The 13,154-nt window shown below is 53.1% G+C and carries 14 protein-coding genes; 7 read left to right on the top strand and 7 right to left on the bottom strand.

The window, feature by feature from the left end:
- The first annotated feature begins 140 nt into the window (after positions 1 to 140).
- Positions 141 to 827, top strand: a complete 687-nt coding sequence (locus MKY64_RS05230) for a YitT family protein (protein ID WP_036698508.1) — start codon at positions 141 to 143, stop codon at positions 825 to 827.
- Positions 828 to 900: 73 nt separating this feature from the next.
- Here the strand turns inward: MKY64_RS05230 and MKY64_RS05235 are convergent, their stop codons facing one another.
- The 4 genes from MKY64_RS05235 to MKY64_RS05250 form a co-directional block, all read right to left on the bottom strand.
- On the bottom strand, positions 901 to 1,644 hold the full coding sequence (locus MKY64_RS05235; protein WP_340951387.1) for a class I SAM-dependent methyltransferase: 744 nt from the start codon (positions 1,642 to 1,644) through the stop codon (positions 901 to 903).
- A 72-nt stretch (positions 1,645 to 1,716) separates the two neighbouring features.
- A complete protein-coding gene (locus tag MKY64_RS05240) occupies positions 1,717 to 1,989 on the bottom strand; it encodes a PQ-loop domain-containing transporter (RefSeq protein WP_340951389.1) in 273 nt (90 codons plus the stop codon).
- A 129-nt stretch (positions 1,990 to 2,118) separates the two neighbouring features.
- On the bottom strand, positions 2,119 to 2,553 hold the full coding sequence (locus MKY64_RS05245; protein ID WP_340951392.1) for a MarR family winged helix-turn-helix transcriptional regulator: 435 nt from the start codon (positions 2,551 to 2,553) through the stop codon (positions 2,119 to 2,121).
- A gap of 88 nt (positions 2,554 to 2,641) precedes the next feature.
- On the bottom strand, positions 2,642 to 3,673 hold the full coding sequence (locus MKY64_RS05250) for an NADH:flavin oxidoreductase/NADH oxidase (protein ID WP_340951393.1): 1,032 nt from the start codon (positions 3,671 to 3,673) through the stop codon (positions 2,642 to 2,644).
- 197 nt (positions 3,674 to 3,870) lie between these two features.
- On the opposite strand from MKY64_RS05250, the gene MKY64_RS05255 reads away from it, so the two are divergent.
- Entirely contained in the window at positions 3,871 to 4,731 is an 861-nt protein-coding gene (locus MKY64_RS05255) for an undecaprenyl-diphosphate phosphatase (protein ID WP_340951396.1), read from the top strand.
- Positions 4,732 to 4,925: 194 nt separating this feature from the next.
- Positions 4,926 to 7,226 carry a 5-methyltetrahydropteroyltriglutamate--homocysteine S-methyltransferase gene (gene metE / locus MKY64_RS05260; protein WP_340951398.1) on the top strand — a complete coding sequence of 767 codons (2,301 nt, stop codon included), beginning with the start codon at positions 4,926 to 4,928 and terminating at the stop codon, positions 7,224 to 7,226.
- A 190-nt stretch (positions 7,227 to 7,416) separates the two neighbouring features.
- Here metE and MKY64_RS05265 read toward each other — a convergent pair whose 3' ends face one another.
- On the bottom strand, positions 7,417 to 7,569 hold the full coding sequence (locus tag MKY64_RS05265) for a DUF1540 domain-containing protein (RefSeq protein WP_076079942.1): 153 nt from the start codon (positions 7,567 to 7,569) through the stop codon (positions 7,417 to 7,419).
- 377 nt (positions 7,570 to 7,946) lie between these two features.
- Here MKY64_RS05265 and MKY64_RS05270 point away from each other — a divergent pair, with 377 nt between their 5' ends.
- Entirely contained in the window at positions 7,947 to 9,086 is a 1,140-nt protein-coding gene (locus MKY64_RS05270; protein ID WP_339249613.1) for a DUF4349 domain-containing protein, read from the top strand.
- A 450-nt stretch (positions 9,087 to 9,536) separates the two neighbouring features.
- Here MKY64_RS05270 and msrA read toward each other — a convergent pair whose 3' ends face one another.
- Both msrA and MKY64_RS05280 read right to left on the bottom strand, forming a co-directional pair.
- Entirely contained in the window at positions 9,537 to 10,523 is a 987-nt protein-coding gene (msrA, locus tag MKY64_RS05275) for a peptide-methionine (S)-S-oxide reductase MsrA (RefSeq protein ID WP_209871269.1), read from the bottom strand.
- Between the two features lie 98 nt (positions 10,524 to 10,621).
- Complete coding sequence (locus MKY64_RS05280; RefSeq protein ID WP_340951403.1) at positions 10,622 to 11,233, bottom strand: TVP38/TMEM64 family protein; 612 nt, start codon at positions 11,231 to 11,233, stop codon at positions 10,622 to 10,624.
- A 160-nt stretch (positions 11,234 to 11,393) separates the two neighbouring features.
- Here MKY64_RS05280 and MKY64_RS05285 point away from each other — a divergent pair, with 160 nt between their 5' ends.
- The 3 genes from MKY64_RS05285 to MKY64_RS05295 all read left to right on the top strand — a co-directional run bounded on the left by MKY64_RS05285 (position 11,394) and on the right by MKY64_RS05295 (position 13,131).
- Positions 11,394 to 12,329 (top strand): Gfo/Idh/MocA family protein, encoded by a 936-nt coding sequence (locus MKY64_RS05285; RefSeq protein ID WP_340951405.1) that lies wholly within the window; start codon positions 11,394 to 11,396, stop codon positions 12,327 to 12,329.
- 32 nt (positions 12,330 to 12,361) lie between these two features.
- Positions 12,362 to 12,688, top strand: coding sequence for a hypothetical protein (locus tag MKY64_RS05290; protein WP_036698498.1), 327 nt, complete (start codon positions 12,362 to 12,364; stop codon positions 12,686 to 12,688).
- 125 nt (positions 12,689 to 12,813) lie between these two features.
- Positions 12,814 to 13,131: a winged helix-turn-helix transcriptional regulator gene (locus tag MKY64_RS05295; protein WP_036698497.1), complete on the top strand. Its 318-nt coding sequence runs from the start codon at positions 12,814 to 12,816 to the stop codon at positions 13,129 to 13,131.
- The last annotated feature ends 23 nt before the right edge of the window (positions 13,132 to 13,154 follow it).

Below are 13,154 nucleotides of genomic sequence, written 5' to 3' on the forward strand. Positions count from 1 at the left end.
ACCGTTGTTCATTGACGAAGCCGCTTCTGCGAAGGGAAGGGAGTATTGTATGCGAAGGAGCAACACCTCCTCCGGTATAACCCCCCGTAGAGGCTGGCACGAACGTCTAGCCGCCATACACGATAAGGGGAGACCGAGTAATGAGGAAACAAGACAGTGGCATGAGTTTGCCGCTCCGGTTAGCTATTATTTTGACCGGAACACTATTGCTTGCATTTACGTATTATCACATTAATTATCAGAACCACTTGACCGAAGGCGGATTCGTAGGATTGTCGCTGCTCGGCAAGTATGTACTGGGGATTTCACCATCACTTAGCATCCTGATTTTGGACATTCCGGTACTCATCATCGCAATCATCTTCAAAGGAAAATCATTCGTAGTGAACACCTTCATATCCGTAGTGGCCTTCACGGTATTCTACGGGCTGATGGAACGCTATTCCGGCTGGGTTATTGACCTGCAGGATAACTTGCCGGTTGCGGCGCTGTTGTCCGGGGTATTGACAGGTCTGGGCGCAGGAATGGTCCTGCTGGGCGGCGGGGCGAGCGGCGGGGACGATATTTTGTCCGTGCTGATCAGTGAATGGAAAGGTATTAAGGTAGGAACCGTATTTATCCTGATGGATGTAATCGTTCTGGCTTTTTCCCTCTTCTATATGCCGTTAAGAGAAACCCTGTACACTGTGATGGCTGTAGTTGTAGCCGGTTATGTAATCACTTTTACAACCTCTCTGGGCAGACGGAAGCTGGTTCAGGCACCTAAGATTCCGTCCGCACTTGCCAAGACTCAGGAAGGTACAGTGAATGTGAATAATGCAATGTGAACTCCGTGAACCACGGGGATGATAAAAGGTCAGCGGACTACCGTCCGGCTGGTCTTTTTTTTGTGCTATAAGATTAGTCTGTTGAATGCTTCACCGCTGACAGCAGCAGGAACATCGGACGCCGCGTCTCCTCCTGCCAGGCCGGATTCTTCTCCAGCATCTCAGGGGTCGGCTGCAGCTCCGACATCTCCTTCAGGACGAAGCCTGATTCGAGCAGTGTACCCAGGTAGGTGGCGGTGGTCCGGTGGTATTTTGCAACCTCGTGTTCGAGAAAATCAGCCAGCCTTAGCCCTTCCACATGGTAGTTGTCCACGGGCCAATGCTGCTTCTCCCCGTCCGGGCTGTAATGCCAATCCTGCGCGGCGAGCGCGGTGAAGATCGGATGCTCTACAGAGAAGACGAAGGCTCCCCCGGGCTTCAGGCAATGCCGGACCTGGCGGCAGAGACTGCCGAAATCTTCAATATAGTGGATCGCCAGCGAGCTGATCACGGTATCAAATTGCTCTGCCCCGAATGCGGCATCCTCAATCGCGAGCTGGAGATACTCAATCTTCGGGTCGTCTGTCATCGTACGGGCACGCTCCAGCATATTGGCGGAGAGATCTATGCCTACGACGGAAGCCGCCCCCTGCTCCCGGGCATACCGGCAGTGCCAGCCGAACCCGCACCCCAGATCAAGCACCCGCTGGCCCGCCAGATCAGGCAGCAAAGTACGGAAGACCTCCCATTCTCCGGCAGCCTCCAGTCCGCCCGTAGAGCGGGGCATCTGGCTGTAATTCGCAAAAAAACCCGCGTCGTCATACTTATTTTGCTTCATTCATTGAACCTCCCACATCCTTTTATTACAGAAAGTATAACGCAGATGGGACGGAGGTGCAGCCTACAGAATTCATTGTTGCCCTCGGGAACGGTAGCGGATAATCAGCAGGACGACCGTTGTTACGACCGCCAGGGAATTGGTGATCAGAAAAGCAAGTCCGACCCCCTGCGCCGCCAGGTTAACCGCATAAGCTTCCATAAGAAGGATGCCCAGCAGCATCAGCAGGTAAGCTTTCAGACTGAGATCTGCAACCGAACGGGTCCTGATGATCTGCACAATCTGCGGAATCCAGCCTACCGAGAGAATAAGACCGCCAACCAGCTGCATAGCTGTGAATAACATATGCTGCACCCCGCTATACTTAATTTCTTAATAGTATGGTGTATGCTCAGGGGGAGAGGGAGGTTCAGACAAAAACCCGCCGCCCCTCGGGAGGGACGGCGGGTTCACCCGGCAGGCAGCTGCCCGGGTCTAGGATTGCTTCAGCTGGATAAGCTGCTTCAGCAGCTGCTGCGTGTCGTCTACAGGAAAGGCTTCCTGCAGCACTTCATGAACGGTCTGCTTCGCCCGGTCAACCTTATCCTGCCCAATGGCAGTCAGGGACGTATAGATGCTTCTGCGGTCTGTCTCGCAGGACTTGCGCTCCAGCGCTCCGCAGCCCTTGGCTTCGAAGCGGCTGACCAGCCGGGACACAGCACTCTGGCTAAGCCCGACCATCGATTCCAACTGCTGGAGCTTCAGTTTTTGCTCAGGGGCTTCGGACAGAAACAGCAATACATAGAATTCCTTAAGCGATAGCTCATAGTTCTCGGTCAGCTTCGCTTCAAGGACTGCGGCCACCTTCATCTGTATCAGAGAGAGCGATAACCAGCTGTTAATCAGATCATTTGAAGGGGGGTTAGTCATGTCTTCATCCTCCCGGTGTATACCTCTAATGAATAGTAGTTGTTATACAGTATACCATCACCATAGGCAAGCTGCTGACGAATTGTCCTTAACGCGGGAATCCTAATGCGTACTGCTTAGGTATATTTGCGTCTTTGCGCAGCGTCACACCGGCTTCCACCGTCCAGTAAGGATTACGGAGCATTCCCCGGCCCACCGCCACCAAGTCAGCTTCTTCATTGCTAATGACGGCGTTGGCAAGAACCGCTTCATCCAAGCGGCCGACAGCAATTACCGGTACGTTCAGCTCCTGGCGGATCGTTCTGGCCAGCGGTAACTGATAGGCTGCATGGTTGCCCGGTCCATTCTCTGCGTCAACGGCTCCTTCACCGCCTGAACTGATATGGAAAATATCGGCCCCGGCTTCCTTATAGGCTCTGCTGATCTCCAGACCCTCTTGGAGGCCGTAGCCGCCTTTCACATATTCTCTGGCGGATATCCGCATGATTAGTGGCATATCCTCAGGCATCACGCTCTTGGCGGCAGCGATCACCTCCCGGCCGAACAAGGTCAGATCCTGTCCGTATTCATCAGTCCGCTGGTTGGTCAGCGGCGAGTGGAACTGGTGAATCAGATAGCCGTGGGCGCCGTGCAGCTCAATAGTGTCGAACCCGGCCTGGACCGCACGCTCTACGCCCCGTTTGAATTTCTGGACCATGTCTTTAACTTCTTCTGTTGTCAGGGCATGAGGAGTCTTGGACTTGCCGTCAAAAGGAATTGCGGAAGAAGAGACAGGAACCTTGGCATCCTCCGCCTTGCGTCCGGCATGGGCCACCTGAATTCCGATTTTGGCTCCATGGGCATGACTGGCTTCCACAATCCGCGCCAGCGCAGGAATCTGCTCATCAGACCAGAGGCCCAGATCATAATCGGTAATCCGGCCGTCCGGGTCCACATCAGCCATCTCGACAATGATCAGTCCGGTGCCGCCGACAGCGCGGCTTACATAGTGGTTGTAATGCCAGTCGTTAGCGATGCCATCCTTATTGGTAACTGAATATTGGCACATGGGCGGCATTACCACCCGGTTCTTCAGTTTTAAGCTTTTATACTCATAGGGGGTGAACAGATCTTTCGTCATGAATTTCGCTCCTTCGTTCTACATGGGATGGATAAACAATAAATGCATGCGCATGCATATAAATATATGCTGTTGGTTTCTGCCTGTCAAGTCAGCGTTATGATAAAAATTTTCCATACTGCAAGAGAGCTGTAAGTTTCAGAAATAGCTGTGCGAGTTTACAATTATTATATTGAAAACAATAAAGGGGGATCGCCATGGAGCTGCTGACCATTGTCAAAGCAATCATTCTGGGAATTGTGGAAGGGCTGACCGAATTCGCTCCGGTATCCTCGACAGGCCATATGATCATCGTAGATGATATGTGGCTTAAATCGCAGGAGTTCCTGGGGAAGTACACGGCCAACTCCTTCAAGGTAGTGATTCAATTAGGCTCCATTCTTGCAGTCGTCATTATTTTCCGTAACCGGTTCATTGATCTGCTGGGCCTCGGGAAGCTCAGCCGTAAGGACTTGACCGTAGTGCCGGAAGGGCAGCGCCAGGCTCCGGCGGAAGGGCGGCTGAAGCTGACACATATCCTTGTCGGACTGCTGCCGGCCGGAATCTTCGGATTTCTGCTGGAGGATTACATCGATGAGCATCTGTTCTCAACCTTTACTGTGCTGATTGGACTGGTGGTTGGAGCGTTATTTATGATTTGTGCCGACCGTTTTGCGCCTGCGAATGCCCGGACTGAGAGTGTGGATCAAATTACATATAGGCAGGCGCTATCAGTCGGATTGATCCAATGTATCTCCCTGTGGCCGGGCTTCTCGCGGTCCGGGTCGACGATATCCGGCGGGGTTCTGCTGGGCATGAGCCACCGTGCGGCAGCCGATTTCACCTTCATCATGGCGGTGCCGATTATGGCCGGGGCGAGCCTGATTTCACTGCTGAAGAACTGGCAGTATTTTACGCTGGATGCCTTGCCGTTCTTCATTGCCGGGTTCATCAGCGCCTTCGTATTCGCACTGGTATCGATGCGTTTCTTCCTGAAGCTGATTAACCGGATCAAGCTGTTGCCCTTCGCAATCTACCGGATTGTGCTTGCCGGTGTGGTCTATCTGATCTGGTTCTGATTTCGCCCGGTCTCAGAGTTTAAGCTGCTCCTCCTTCATGGGGGTGCAGCTTTTTTTGGCGTTTTGCTATAGGGAATCTGTATAGCTGTATTGCGTGGAATCTGTTGCGGGGCGCGGTAGGCGTGCAGTAAGATGGCATCAGATTAAGGCTTGCAGACATGAGGGCAGACAATTATACAGAGGAGTGGACACCTATGAGTAAAGGAATCAAGACAAGCAGCCTCGGTTATCCGAGAATCGGCAAGAACCGTGAATGGAAGAAATTATTGGAGGCTTATTGGGCCGGGAAAATCGATGAGCAGAGCTTCCGCTCGCAGATGGAGGATATACAGCTTCAGCATTTGCAGACCCAGCAGCAGGCCGGAATTGATCTGATTCCGGTGGGCGATTTCACCTTCTATGACCATGTGCTGGATACCGCCGCTATGTTCGGGATCGTACCGGCGCGTTACGGATATAAGGGCGGAGAAATTCCGCTTGATCTGTATTTTGCAATGGCGCGCGGCAATGCAGAGGCCCCGGCCTGCGAGATGACGAAATGGTTCAATACGAATTACCATTACATTGTGCCTGAGATCGGCAGCCTGACTCCGGTATTGACAGCGAATAAACCGCTGGCTGCCTACCGCTTCGCCAAGGAGCGGGCAGGCATTGAGGGCAAGCCCGTTATAGTCGGACTGTATACCTTCCTGAAGCTGTCCAAGGGCTTCCCGGCAGCAGACATCGCCGCCGTTGCCGCACGCTTCCTCCCGTTGTATGTACAACTGCTGCAGGAGCTGCAGGCTGAAGGAGTGGCCTGGGTACAGATCGATGAACCGGCGATTGTTACCGGCTTAACGGCTGAGGATACCGCACTGCTCCAGAACATTTACAGTGAGATTGCTGCTGCCGTACCAGGACTGAACCTGATGCTGCAGACGTACTTCGAAGCTGCGGAGCCGCTTGAAGCATTGCTGGCGCTGCCTGTACAGGGTCTGGGTCTTGACTTCGTCCATGACGGCGGCAAGAATCTGGAGTCGGTTGCACGCCTCGGGTGGCCGCAGGATAAGACACTCGGAGCCGGTATCCTTGACGGACGCAACATCTGGCGCGCCGATACCGATGCCAAGCTGGAGCTGGTAGCGAAGCTGCTGACCTATGTGCCTCAGGAGCGGTTAATTCTCCAGCCAGCGGCAAGTCTGCTGCATGTGCCTGTAACGGTTGAGGGCGAGGTCAAGCTGAAGGCTGCGGTCAAGAATGCCTTGGCGTTTGCCAATGAGAAGCTGGCCGAGCTGGTTCTCATTGCGGCAGCCGCGAACGAGGGAAGAGAGCGTTATGCCGCCGGGCTGGAGCGCAGCCGTGAGGTGCTGGCCGTATTCCGTGCTCTGCCGGAGCGCGGGCGTGAGGATGTAGCCGAGCAGGTGCGTGCCCTTGCCCAGCTGCCGGACCGCCGCAGTCTTCCGTTCGCCGAGCGTGTCAAGGTTCAGCAGGAGAAGTGGCGTCTGCCGCTGCTGCCGACCACGACCATCGGCAGCTTCCCGCAGACGGCTGAAGTCCGCCAGGCCCGTCTGAAATGGCGCAAGGGAGTCTGGAACCAGGAGCGTTATGACTTGTTCATCAAGCGGCAGATCGCTGAAGCGATTACGCTTCAGGAGGAGCTTGGTCTGGATGTGCTGGTACACGGAGAGTTCGAGCGTACGGATATGGTGGAATTCTTCGGGGAGAAGCTGGCCGGCTATCTGTTCACCGCAGGCGGCTGGGTTCAGTCCTACGGATCACGCTGCGTGAAGCCGCCGGTAATCTATGCCGATGTTGCTTTTATCGAGCCGATGACCGTCAAAGAGAGCGTGTATGCCCAGTCACTAACGAAGCTGCCTGTTAAGGGAATGCTGACCGGACCGGTCACGATCCTGAACTGGTCCTTTGTCCGCGATGACCTCAGCCGCGAGGCGGTGGCCGGACAGATCGCCCTCGCCCTGCGTCATGAAGTATCCGCACTCGAGGAGGCTGGTATCGAGATGATCCAGGTCGATGAGCCGGCGATCCGCGAAGGCCTGCCGCTGAAGGCGAGAGATCATGAGTATTACCTCAACTGGGCGGTGAAATCCTTCCGGACCGCCACGAACCATGTCAAGGACACCACGCAGGTGCATACGCATATGTGCTACAGTGAATTTAACGACATGATCGGTTCGATCTCGGCGATGGATGCGGATGTCATCTCCATTGAGACCTCGCGCAGCCATGGTGAGCTAATCGTCAGCTTCGAGGAACAGGAATACGACAAGGGAATTGGACTGGGTGTGTATGATATTCACAGTCCGCGCGTGCCGGTGGTAGAGGAGATGACTTCAGCCATCGAACGTGCGCTGCGCGTGCTGGATGTCCAGCAGTTCTGGATTAACCCCGACTGCGGACTGAAGACACGGGGCTGGGAAGAGACCACAGGCGCACTGCGCAACATGGTGAAGGCCGCTGTCCTGGTGAGAGAGCAGCACGGCGCAGTGACCCGTTAACAGACGGCACTGTTCCGCCTAAGTTGCTTAGATTTGCACAACAAAACCACTGCAAGCCTGAGAGTATAGTCTCCGGCCCGCAGTGGTTTGTTTTTTGCAGGAAACACTTGATAATAATTCTCATTCTTGATAGAATGAGAAAAGAAAGAAGGAACCTGTGGAGGGCTCCTTCATATTCTGTGAAGATTCATTATTTGCTTTCGAAGGTTTTGCAATCTGTTTCCTCAGATTGTGTAGGCTGCTTGGAGCTGTGGTAAGCAACGAAGATGGACTCAGCGTTGCATTTGTTCTCTTCAGCCCAGTAGGTGCAAGAATTAACTGCGCACAATACGTCTTTTGCCATGAGGGTTCACCTCCTCTTGTAGTAGTAGGCATCATAAATCGGCAAGAAATGAATTAAAGCTGCCCGGGCAAGGTGGAGCTTGTCCGAATAGCGCCATAACCTTATTCAATTCAATGTGAATAGGGTTTTTGGTGTTTTTTTGCCGTTTTATCATCGTAATTGTAACAAATAAAGAGGCAATACGCAAACAGGACCCCACTCGGCTATTCATGACTGAATGGTCTTATTTGTTATTTTCCGTAAATGACTGCAACCTTCCAGCTTTTGGAACGTCAAGAGGGATAAGCGCGGAACGGACCGATACAGATAACGGCCTTTCGCCGCGGAAGCTGAAGCACCGGAAGCAGTATACAATTACACTTTGTGGAGGAATGAGCATGCGAAAATGGGGTCTGCATTACTTATTGTATCTAGTGGTTGTAGCCGTGGTTCTGACGGGATGCGGCGCGTCGAGTAACAATTCAGATTCGGCAGCGAATTCAGAAAGCGCGTTCAGTAATCAAGCAGCATCAGACGGTTCAGCGGAGAGTGCGCCTGCTGCGGTGGAGGCTAAGGAGGATAGTCTAGCTAACACGGCGATGGCTGTCAATGATCAGGCTGCAGTGAAGGGCGGCGGCGGAAATTCGGCAGTCCCTGGGGCGGGTGCTGAGCAAGGGACAGATGCTTCTGCCGGATTCACCGGCACCGATGTGGTAGCAGGGCTGAACAAGAAGCTGATCTACAAGGCGAACCTCAATATGGAGGTAACCGACTACGGGGCAGCGCAGACTGAAGTGCGGAATATGGTTACTCTGGCCGGGGGCTACATTATCGAATTCTCAGAGAATATGTCTGAATATGAACAGGGTGGAACCTTTATCCTAAAAGTGCCTGCGGCGGGCTTCTCTCCGTTCCTGAACAATCTTGAGAAGATTAAGCATGAGAAGCTCCAGAGAAGCATCCAGGGGCAGGATGTGTCGGAGGAATATGTGGACCTGGAGTCACGTCTTAAGGCGAAGCAGATGATGGAGGCGCAGTATATTGATTTTATGAAAAAAGCAACCAAACCGGCCGATCTCGTCCAGTTCGCCAACCAGCTTGGGGAAATTCAGGAGCAAATCGAACAGATCAAGGGCAGAATGCGGTATATCGATCAGAACGTATCGTTCTCTACAGTGGAGCTTCGCCTCTACCAGACGGAGAAGAGTCTTACCCTTACACAGACTAATTCCGAGGGGCCGCTGGGTGAACGGGCTTCGGAAGCTCTCAAGAGCAGCATGAAGGCGTTGTCTGTGATGTTCCAGTGGCTTGTTGTTGTACTGGCGGCTGCTCTCCCCGTCCTGCTGGTAGCTGGAGTCGTGGTGGCGCTGGTGCTCTGGTTACGGAAAAGCTTCAAGCGTCGGCAACCTGCACATCCTGAACAAGTGCGGTTGGGCGGCAACCGTCTGCCGGACCGGGAATCGCAGCCTCATCCTGAAGCGGCACCTGTAGTGCCGGCCGCAGCGGAGGAGGAGAATTCAGATAAGCAGAACAAGTAGAGCGGGCTGTACGAATAAACATAGGATCATCATTTATGTAAAGAATAAAGCCTCCCTACCCGTGAATCTGGGCTGGAGGCTTTGTTTTGTTCAGGAAATTATGATTTTTTTCTGTTGTGGATAAAGTATGTGCCCGAATGTATGCGGAAAACAACATACATTTGCTGATACGAAGGCGTGTGGCCCCAATGTATGTGGAAAACAGCATACATTGTACAGGTACGCAGGCGTGTGCCCCCAATGTATGCGAAAAACAGCACACATTGAACTGGCGCGAAGGCGTGTGGCCCGAATGTATGCGAAAAACAGCATACATTGAACTGGCGCGAAGGCGTGTTGCCCGAATGTATGCGGAAAACAGCATACATTGTGCTGATGCATGCGTGCGGCCAGAATGTAAGTTATGCAATTTATGAAGCTATAGCTTGAGGCAAGCCGGGATCTCCAGCCTTAAGCATGCTGGAAGAGCACACGGTACTCGCCATAGCCTTCCTTCTCCAGGTCCTCTTTGGGAACAAAGCGCAGAGCTGCCGAGTTGATACAGTACCGCAGTCCGTTCGCTCCAGGGCCGTCATTGAATACATGGCCCAAGTGGGAATCCGCTGTCTTGCTGCGTACCTCAGTGCGGACCATCAGGTGGCTGAGGTCGGTTTTCTCCTTGACCACATAGTCCCGGATCGGACGCGTGAAGCTCGGCCAGCCGCAGCCGGAATCGAACTTGTCCTCTGAGCTGAACAGTGGCTCCCCGGAGACAATATCCACATAGATCCCGTCTCCGTGGTGATCCCAGAATTCGTTGCGGAATGGAGATTCCGTAGCGCTGTTCTGCGTTACTTCATATTGAAGCGGAGTCAGGCGCTCCTTCAGGCTCTGCGGGTCCTCCTTATGCGTCCAGTGAGCTTCGATGAATGCTTCCCGGCCCGAACCCTTGCGGTAACGCTTGTAATGGGCTGGATTCTTGTGATGATAGCCCTGATGATATTCTTCGGCCGGGTAGAAGGGCTTAGCAGGAAGAATAGGCGTCACAATGGGAGCGGAGAATCGTCCGCTGGCTTGAAGGGCCGCCTTAGAAGCCTCTGCCTGCTGGCGCTGCTCCTCCGAATGGGTGAAGATTGCCGTTCCATAAGAAGTGCCACGGTCATGGAATTGCCCTCCGGCATCGGTGGGGTCAATCTGCTGCCAGAACAGCTCAAGCAGCTTGCTATATGGGAAAATATCCGGATTGAACGTAATCTGCACCGCCTCAACATGTCCGGTGGTTTCCGAGCATACTTCCTCGTAGGTCGGATTCACGGTATGTCCGCCTGTATAACCGGAGATAATCTTGACAATGCCCGGAAGCTCTTCAAAAGGGGATACCATACACCAGAAGCATCCACCGGCGAAGGTGGCTTGCTCGGTCTTGACATTTATAGAATCAGCTTGAAATTCACTCATTGTTATCCCTCCATCTGTAGAATGCAATTAAATAGATCACAATTTAATTATAAATCAAATAGAGGCTTACTGCCAGCATACCGGAAATTCTTGAAGCGTCAGCGGCCCGCAGAAGGACGGCGGCGCATGGATAATCCAGCTACAGCCAGTACGGCAATATACACGATTATAGCTACAGCTGCACTTCGCGGATGCTGGAACATCTGTCCTCCGAGGAAGGCGTAGAGGGCGATGCCAGGAATTTTGCCAAGTGCGGTGGCTCCAAGATAGCTCCAGAAAGGCAGTCCGGCGGCACCGGCGTAGATATTCACAGCCATCTGCGGAATGAACGGTGCCAGGCGGGCGATCACTACAGATGCAAAAGGACGCTGCTGCACAGCAGACACAAATCTGTCCAGCGCCGAAATACTGCTTAGATAGGCCATAGATTTGCTCCGGAACATGGATGCAACGACTCCATAGACAAGGGCTGCCGCGATTGTGGTAGCGCTCCAGCAGATTAACGCTCCTGCGAAGCTTCCATAGGCATACCCGAACAATCCGATAATCAGCTTGTAGGGCAGGACCGGAAATAAGGCCAGCACTGTGGCGGCGAGCATGGACAAATACAAAGGATGATCCTCTCTAAGCCAGGCCAGGAGTTCATACCTGTAGATAAACGCGAGGATTATGCACGAAACATACAGAACAACCGTTAACCATTTTCTCATTATACTATGCCCCTTCTTCACTCCATCCATTTCATCATACTGAAAAAAAAGCAATTAAAGCAATTATTGAAGCAAAGATCATTGTTCCCGCAGCATGTCACGGTATAATACATCTATAAGGGAATTGAAATTCCCCCAACATGTAAGGGAGATGCTGTTAATGAAACTACCTGTCCGCAAAAGAGTGGCAATGATCGGCATAGGCGATATTGCCCGTAAAGTCTATTTGCCGCTGCTCTCCCGGCATGATCAGGCCGAGGTGGTGGGAGTGCTCAGCCATTCCTCTGCTACGGTCGAGCGGGCAGTCCAGGCGTATCGCCTTCAGCGGGGCACAACCGAGCTTACAGAGCTGCTGTCCTGGGATCTGGATGCTGTGTTCATACATAGTCCTACAACTACGCACTATGAGCTGGTGACCTCTTGCCTGGAGCATGGGGTGTCCGTGTATGTGGACAAGCCGCTCTCCTATGATCTGGAGGAATCCCGCCGGATGGCAGAGCTTGCTGAGAGCAAGGGGCTGCTGCTGGGAGTGGGCTTCAACCGCCGCTATGCCCCGATGTATGCCGCCGCCAAATCCTGGCTGCATAAGGCCGGAGGCATCAGCCAATCCACCGCAGTCAAACACCGGACGAAGCTGCAGCAGGGTAACAGCCATGAGACGATCCATGATGACCTGATTCATATGCTGGATCTGCTGCTCTGGCTGTCCGGCGGGGATTATGAGCTGCTGCACACCAGCCTGAGGGCGGATGCGGAGGGGCGGCTTCTGCACGCCTCGGGAATGCTGGGCTGGGATAACGGGACCACCGGCCATTACAGCATGGTCCGGGATGCAGGGGCCGATCTGGAGAAGCTGGAGCTGCACGGACATGGCAGGTCGGTTGAGGTGACGGACATGGAACGGGTTATATTATATGAGCAGGGCTCGTTGCCGCGCACGCAGAACTTCGGCAGCTGGGATACCGTGCTGGAGCGCAGAGGCTTCAGCGGAGCGGTCAGCCATTATCTCAGTAATATAGCGACACCGGAGCAATGCGGTATTTCCGCTTCGGCCGTATTGCCGAGCCATGAATTAGCAGCAAGATTAAGCCGCTGAGCGGTTAGCATCGCAGCAGAGAGGAGAACAACATGGAGGATTATGACAACAAGTCGATGGAAGAGAGGATTATCGAGAGCTACAAGCGGGACGAGGAAATGATGATTCTTGTATTTGCCCAGTGGTGTGTGAATAATAAGCTGGACCCGCATGCCCTGTATCTGCAGGCTTATCCGCAGCAGGAGGGCAATCAGGCGCTGGCCAATGCGCTGGCCCTGACGGTATCCGCGGAGGAGGCCGGGTTCATCTCCGATGATACAGTGCTGGGAGTACTCTCCCTGTACAGTAACGATGATCTTGCCTATGTGGTTACAGAGGCCATCCAGCTAAGACGCAAGGCAGAAGACACCAAGGATTGAGAGCGTAAATATAATAATAGGGGTTAATGAACTTTTTTTTGGCAAACGATGTTCATTCCAGAATAAATGTGGTAAAATTATATATACTAACTAATTGTAAGCTTCATAAGTGAGAGGTGATAACCATGGAAGAACATCAACTGACGATGTGCCCGAGATTTGAGACGGCTTTTTCGTTTCTGGGCAAGCGTTGGAACGGACTCATTATTCAGACCTTGATGAGCGGCCCCAAGCGGTTCAAGGATATTTCCGGACTGATTCCGTCAATGAGCGATAAGATGCTGTCCGAGCGCATGAAGGATCTGGAATGCGAGGGCATTCTGGTACGTCATGTGTACCCGGAGACACCGGTGCGCATTGAGTATGAATTAACAGTGAAGGGCCGTGCGCTTGAGCCGGTCATGCAGCAAATCCAGTCCTGGGCCGAGAGCTGGGTGGAGTAGCAGTACCGTAATATATATTTGAT

The organism is Paenibacillus sp. FSL R7-0210 (assembly GCF_038009085.1).
In the GTDB taxonomy this organism is placed as follows: Bacteria; Bacillota; Bacilli; order Paenibacillales; family Paenibacillaceae; genus Paenibacillus_AQ; species Paenibacillus_AQ silagei.

Excerpts from the sequence above, each read along its gene's own strand:
- MKY64_RS05230 (WP_036698508.1), top strand. The coding sequence starts at position 141 with ATGAGGAAACAAGACAGTGGCATGAGTTTGCCGCTCCGGTTAGCTATT.
- MKY64_RS05235 (WP_340951387.1), bottom strand. The coding sequence starts at position 1,644 with ATGAAGCAAAATAAGTATGACGACGCGGGTTTTTTTGCGAATTACAGC.
- MKY64_RS05240 (WP_340951389.1), bottom strand. The coding sequence starts at position 1,989 with ATGTTATTCACAGCTATGCAGCTGGTTGGCGGTCTTATTCTCTCGGTA.
- MKY64_RS05245 (WP_340951392.1), bottom strand. The coding sequence starts at position 2,553 with ATGACTAACCCCCCTTCAAATGATCTGATTAACAGCTGGTTATCGCTC.
- MKY64_RS05250 (WP_340951393.1), bottom strand. The coding sequence starts at position 3,673 with ATGACGAAAGATCTGTTCACCCCCTATGAGTATAAAAGCTTAAAACTG.
- MKY64_RS05255 (WP_340951396.1), top strand. The coding sequence starts at position 3,871 with ATGGAGCTGCTGACCATTGTCAAAGCAATCATTCTGGGAATTGTGGAA.
- metE (WP_340951398.1), top strand. The coding sequence starts at position 4,926 with ATGAGTAAAGGAATCAAGACAAGCAGCCTCGGTTATCCGAGAATCGGC.
- MKY64_RS05265 (WP_076079942.1), bottom strand. The coding sequence starts at position 7,569 with ATGGCAAAAGACGTATTGTGCGCAGTTAATTCTTGCACCTACTGGGCT.
- MKY64_RS05270 (WP_339249613.1), top strand. The coding sequence starts at position 7,947 with ATGCGAAAATGGGGTCTGCATTACTTATTGTATCTAGTGGTTGTAGCC.
- msrA (WP_209871269.1), bottom strand. The coding sequence starts at position 10,523 with ATGAGTGAATTTCAAGCTGATTCTATAAATGTCAAGACCGAGCAAGCC.
- MKY64_RS05280 (WP_340951403.1), bottom strand. The coding sequence starts at position 11,233 with ATGAGAAAATGGTTAACGGTTGTTCTGTATGTTTCGTGCATAATCCTC.
- MKY64_RS05285 (WP_340951405.1), top strand. The coding sequence starts at position 11,394 with ATGAAACTACCTGTCCGCAAAAGAGTGGCAATGATCGGCATAGGCGAT.
- MKY64_RS05290 (WP_036698498.1), top strand. The coding sequence starts at position 12,362 with ATGGAGGATTATGACAACAAGTCGATGGAAGAGAGGATTATCGAGAGC.
- MKY64_RS05295 (WP_036698497.1), top strand. The coding sequence starts at position 12,814 with ATGGAAGAACATCAACTGACGATGTGCCCGAGATTTGAGACGGCTTTT.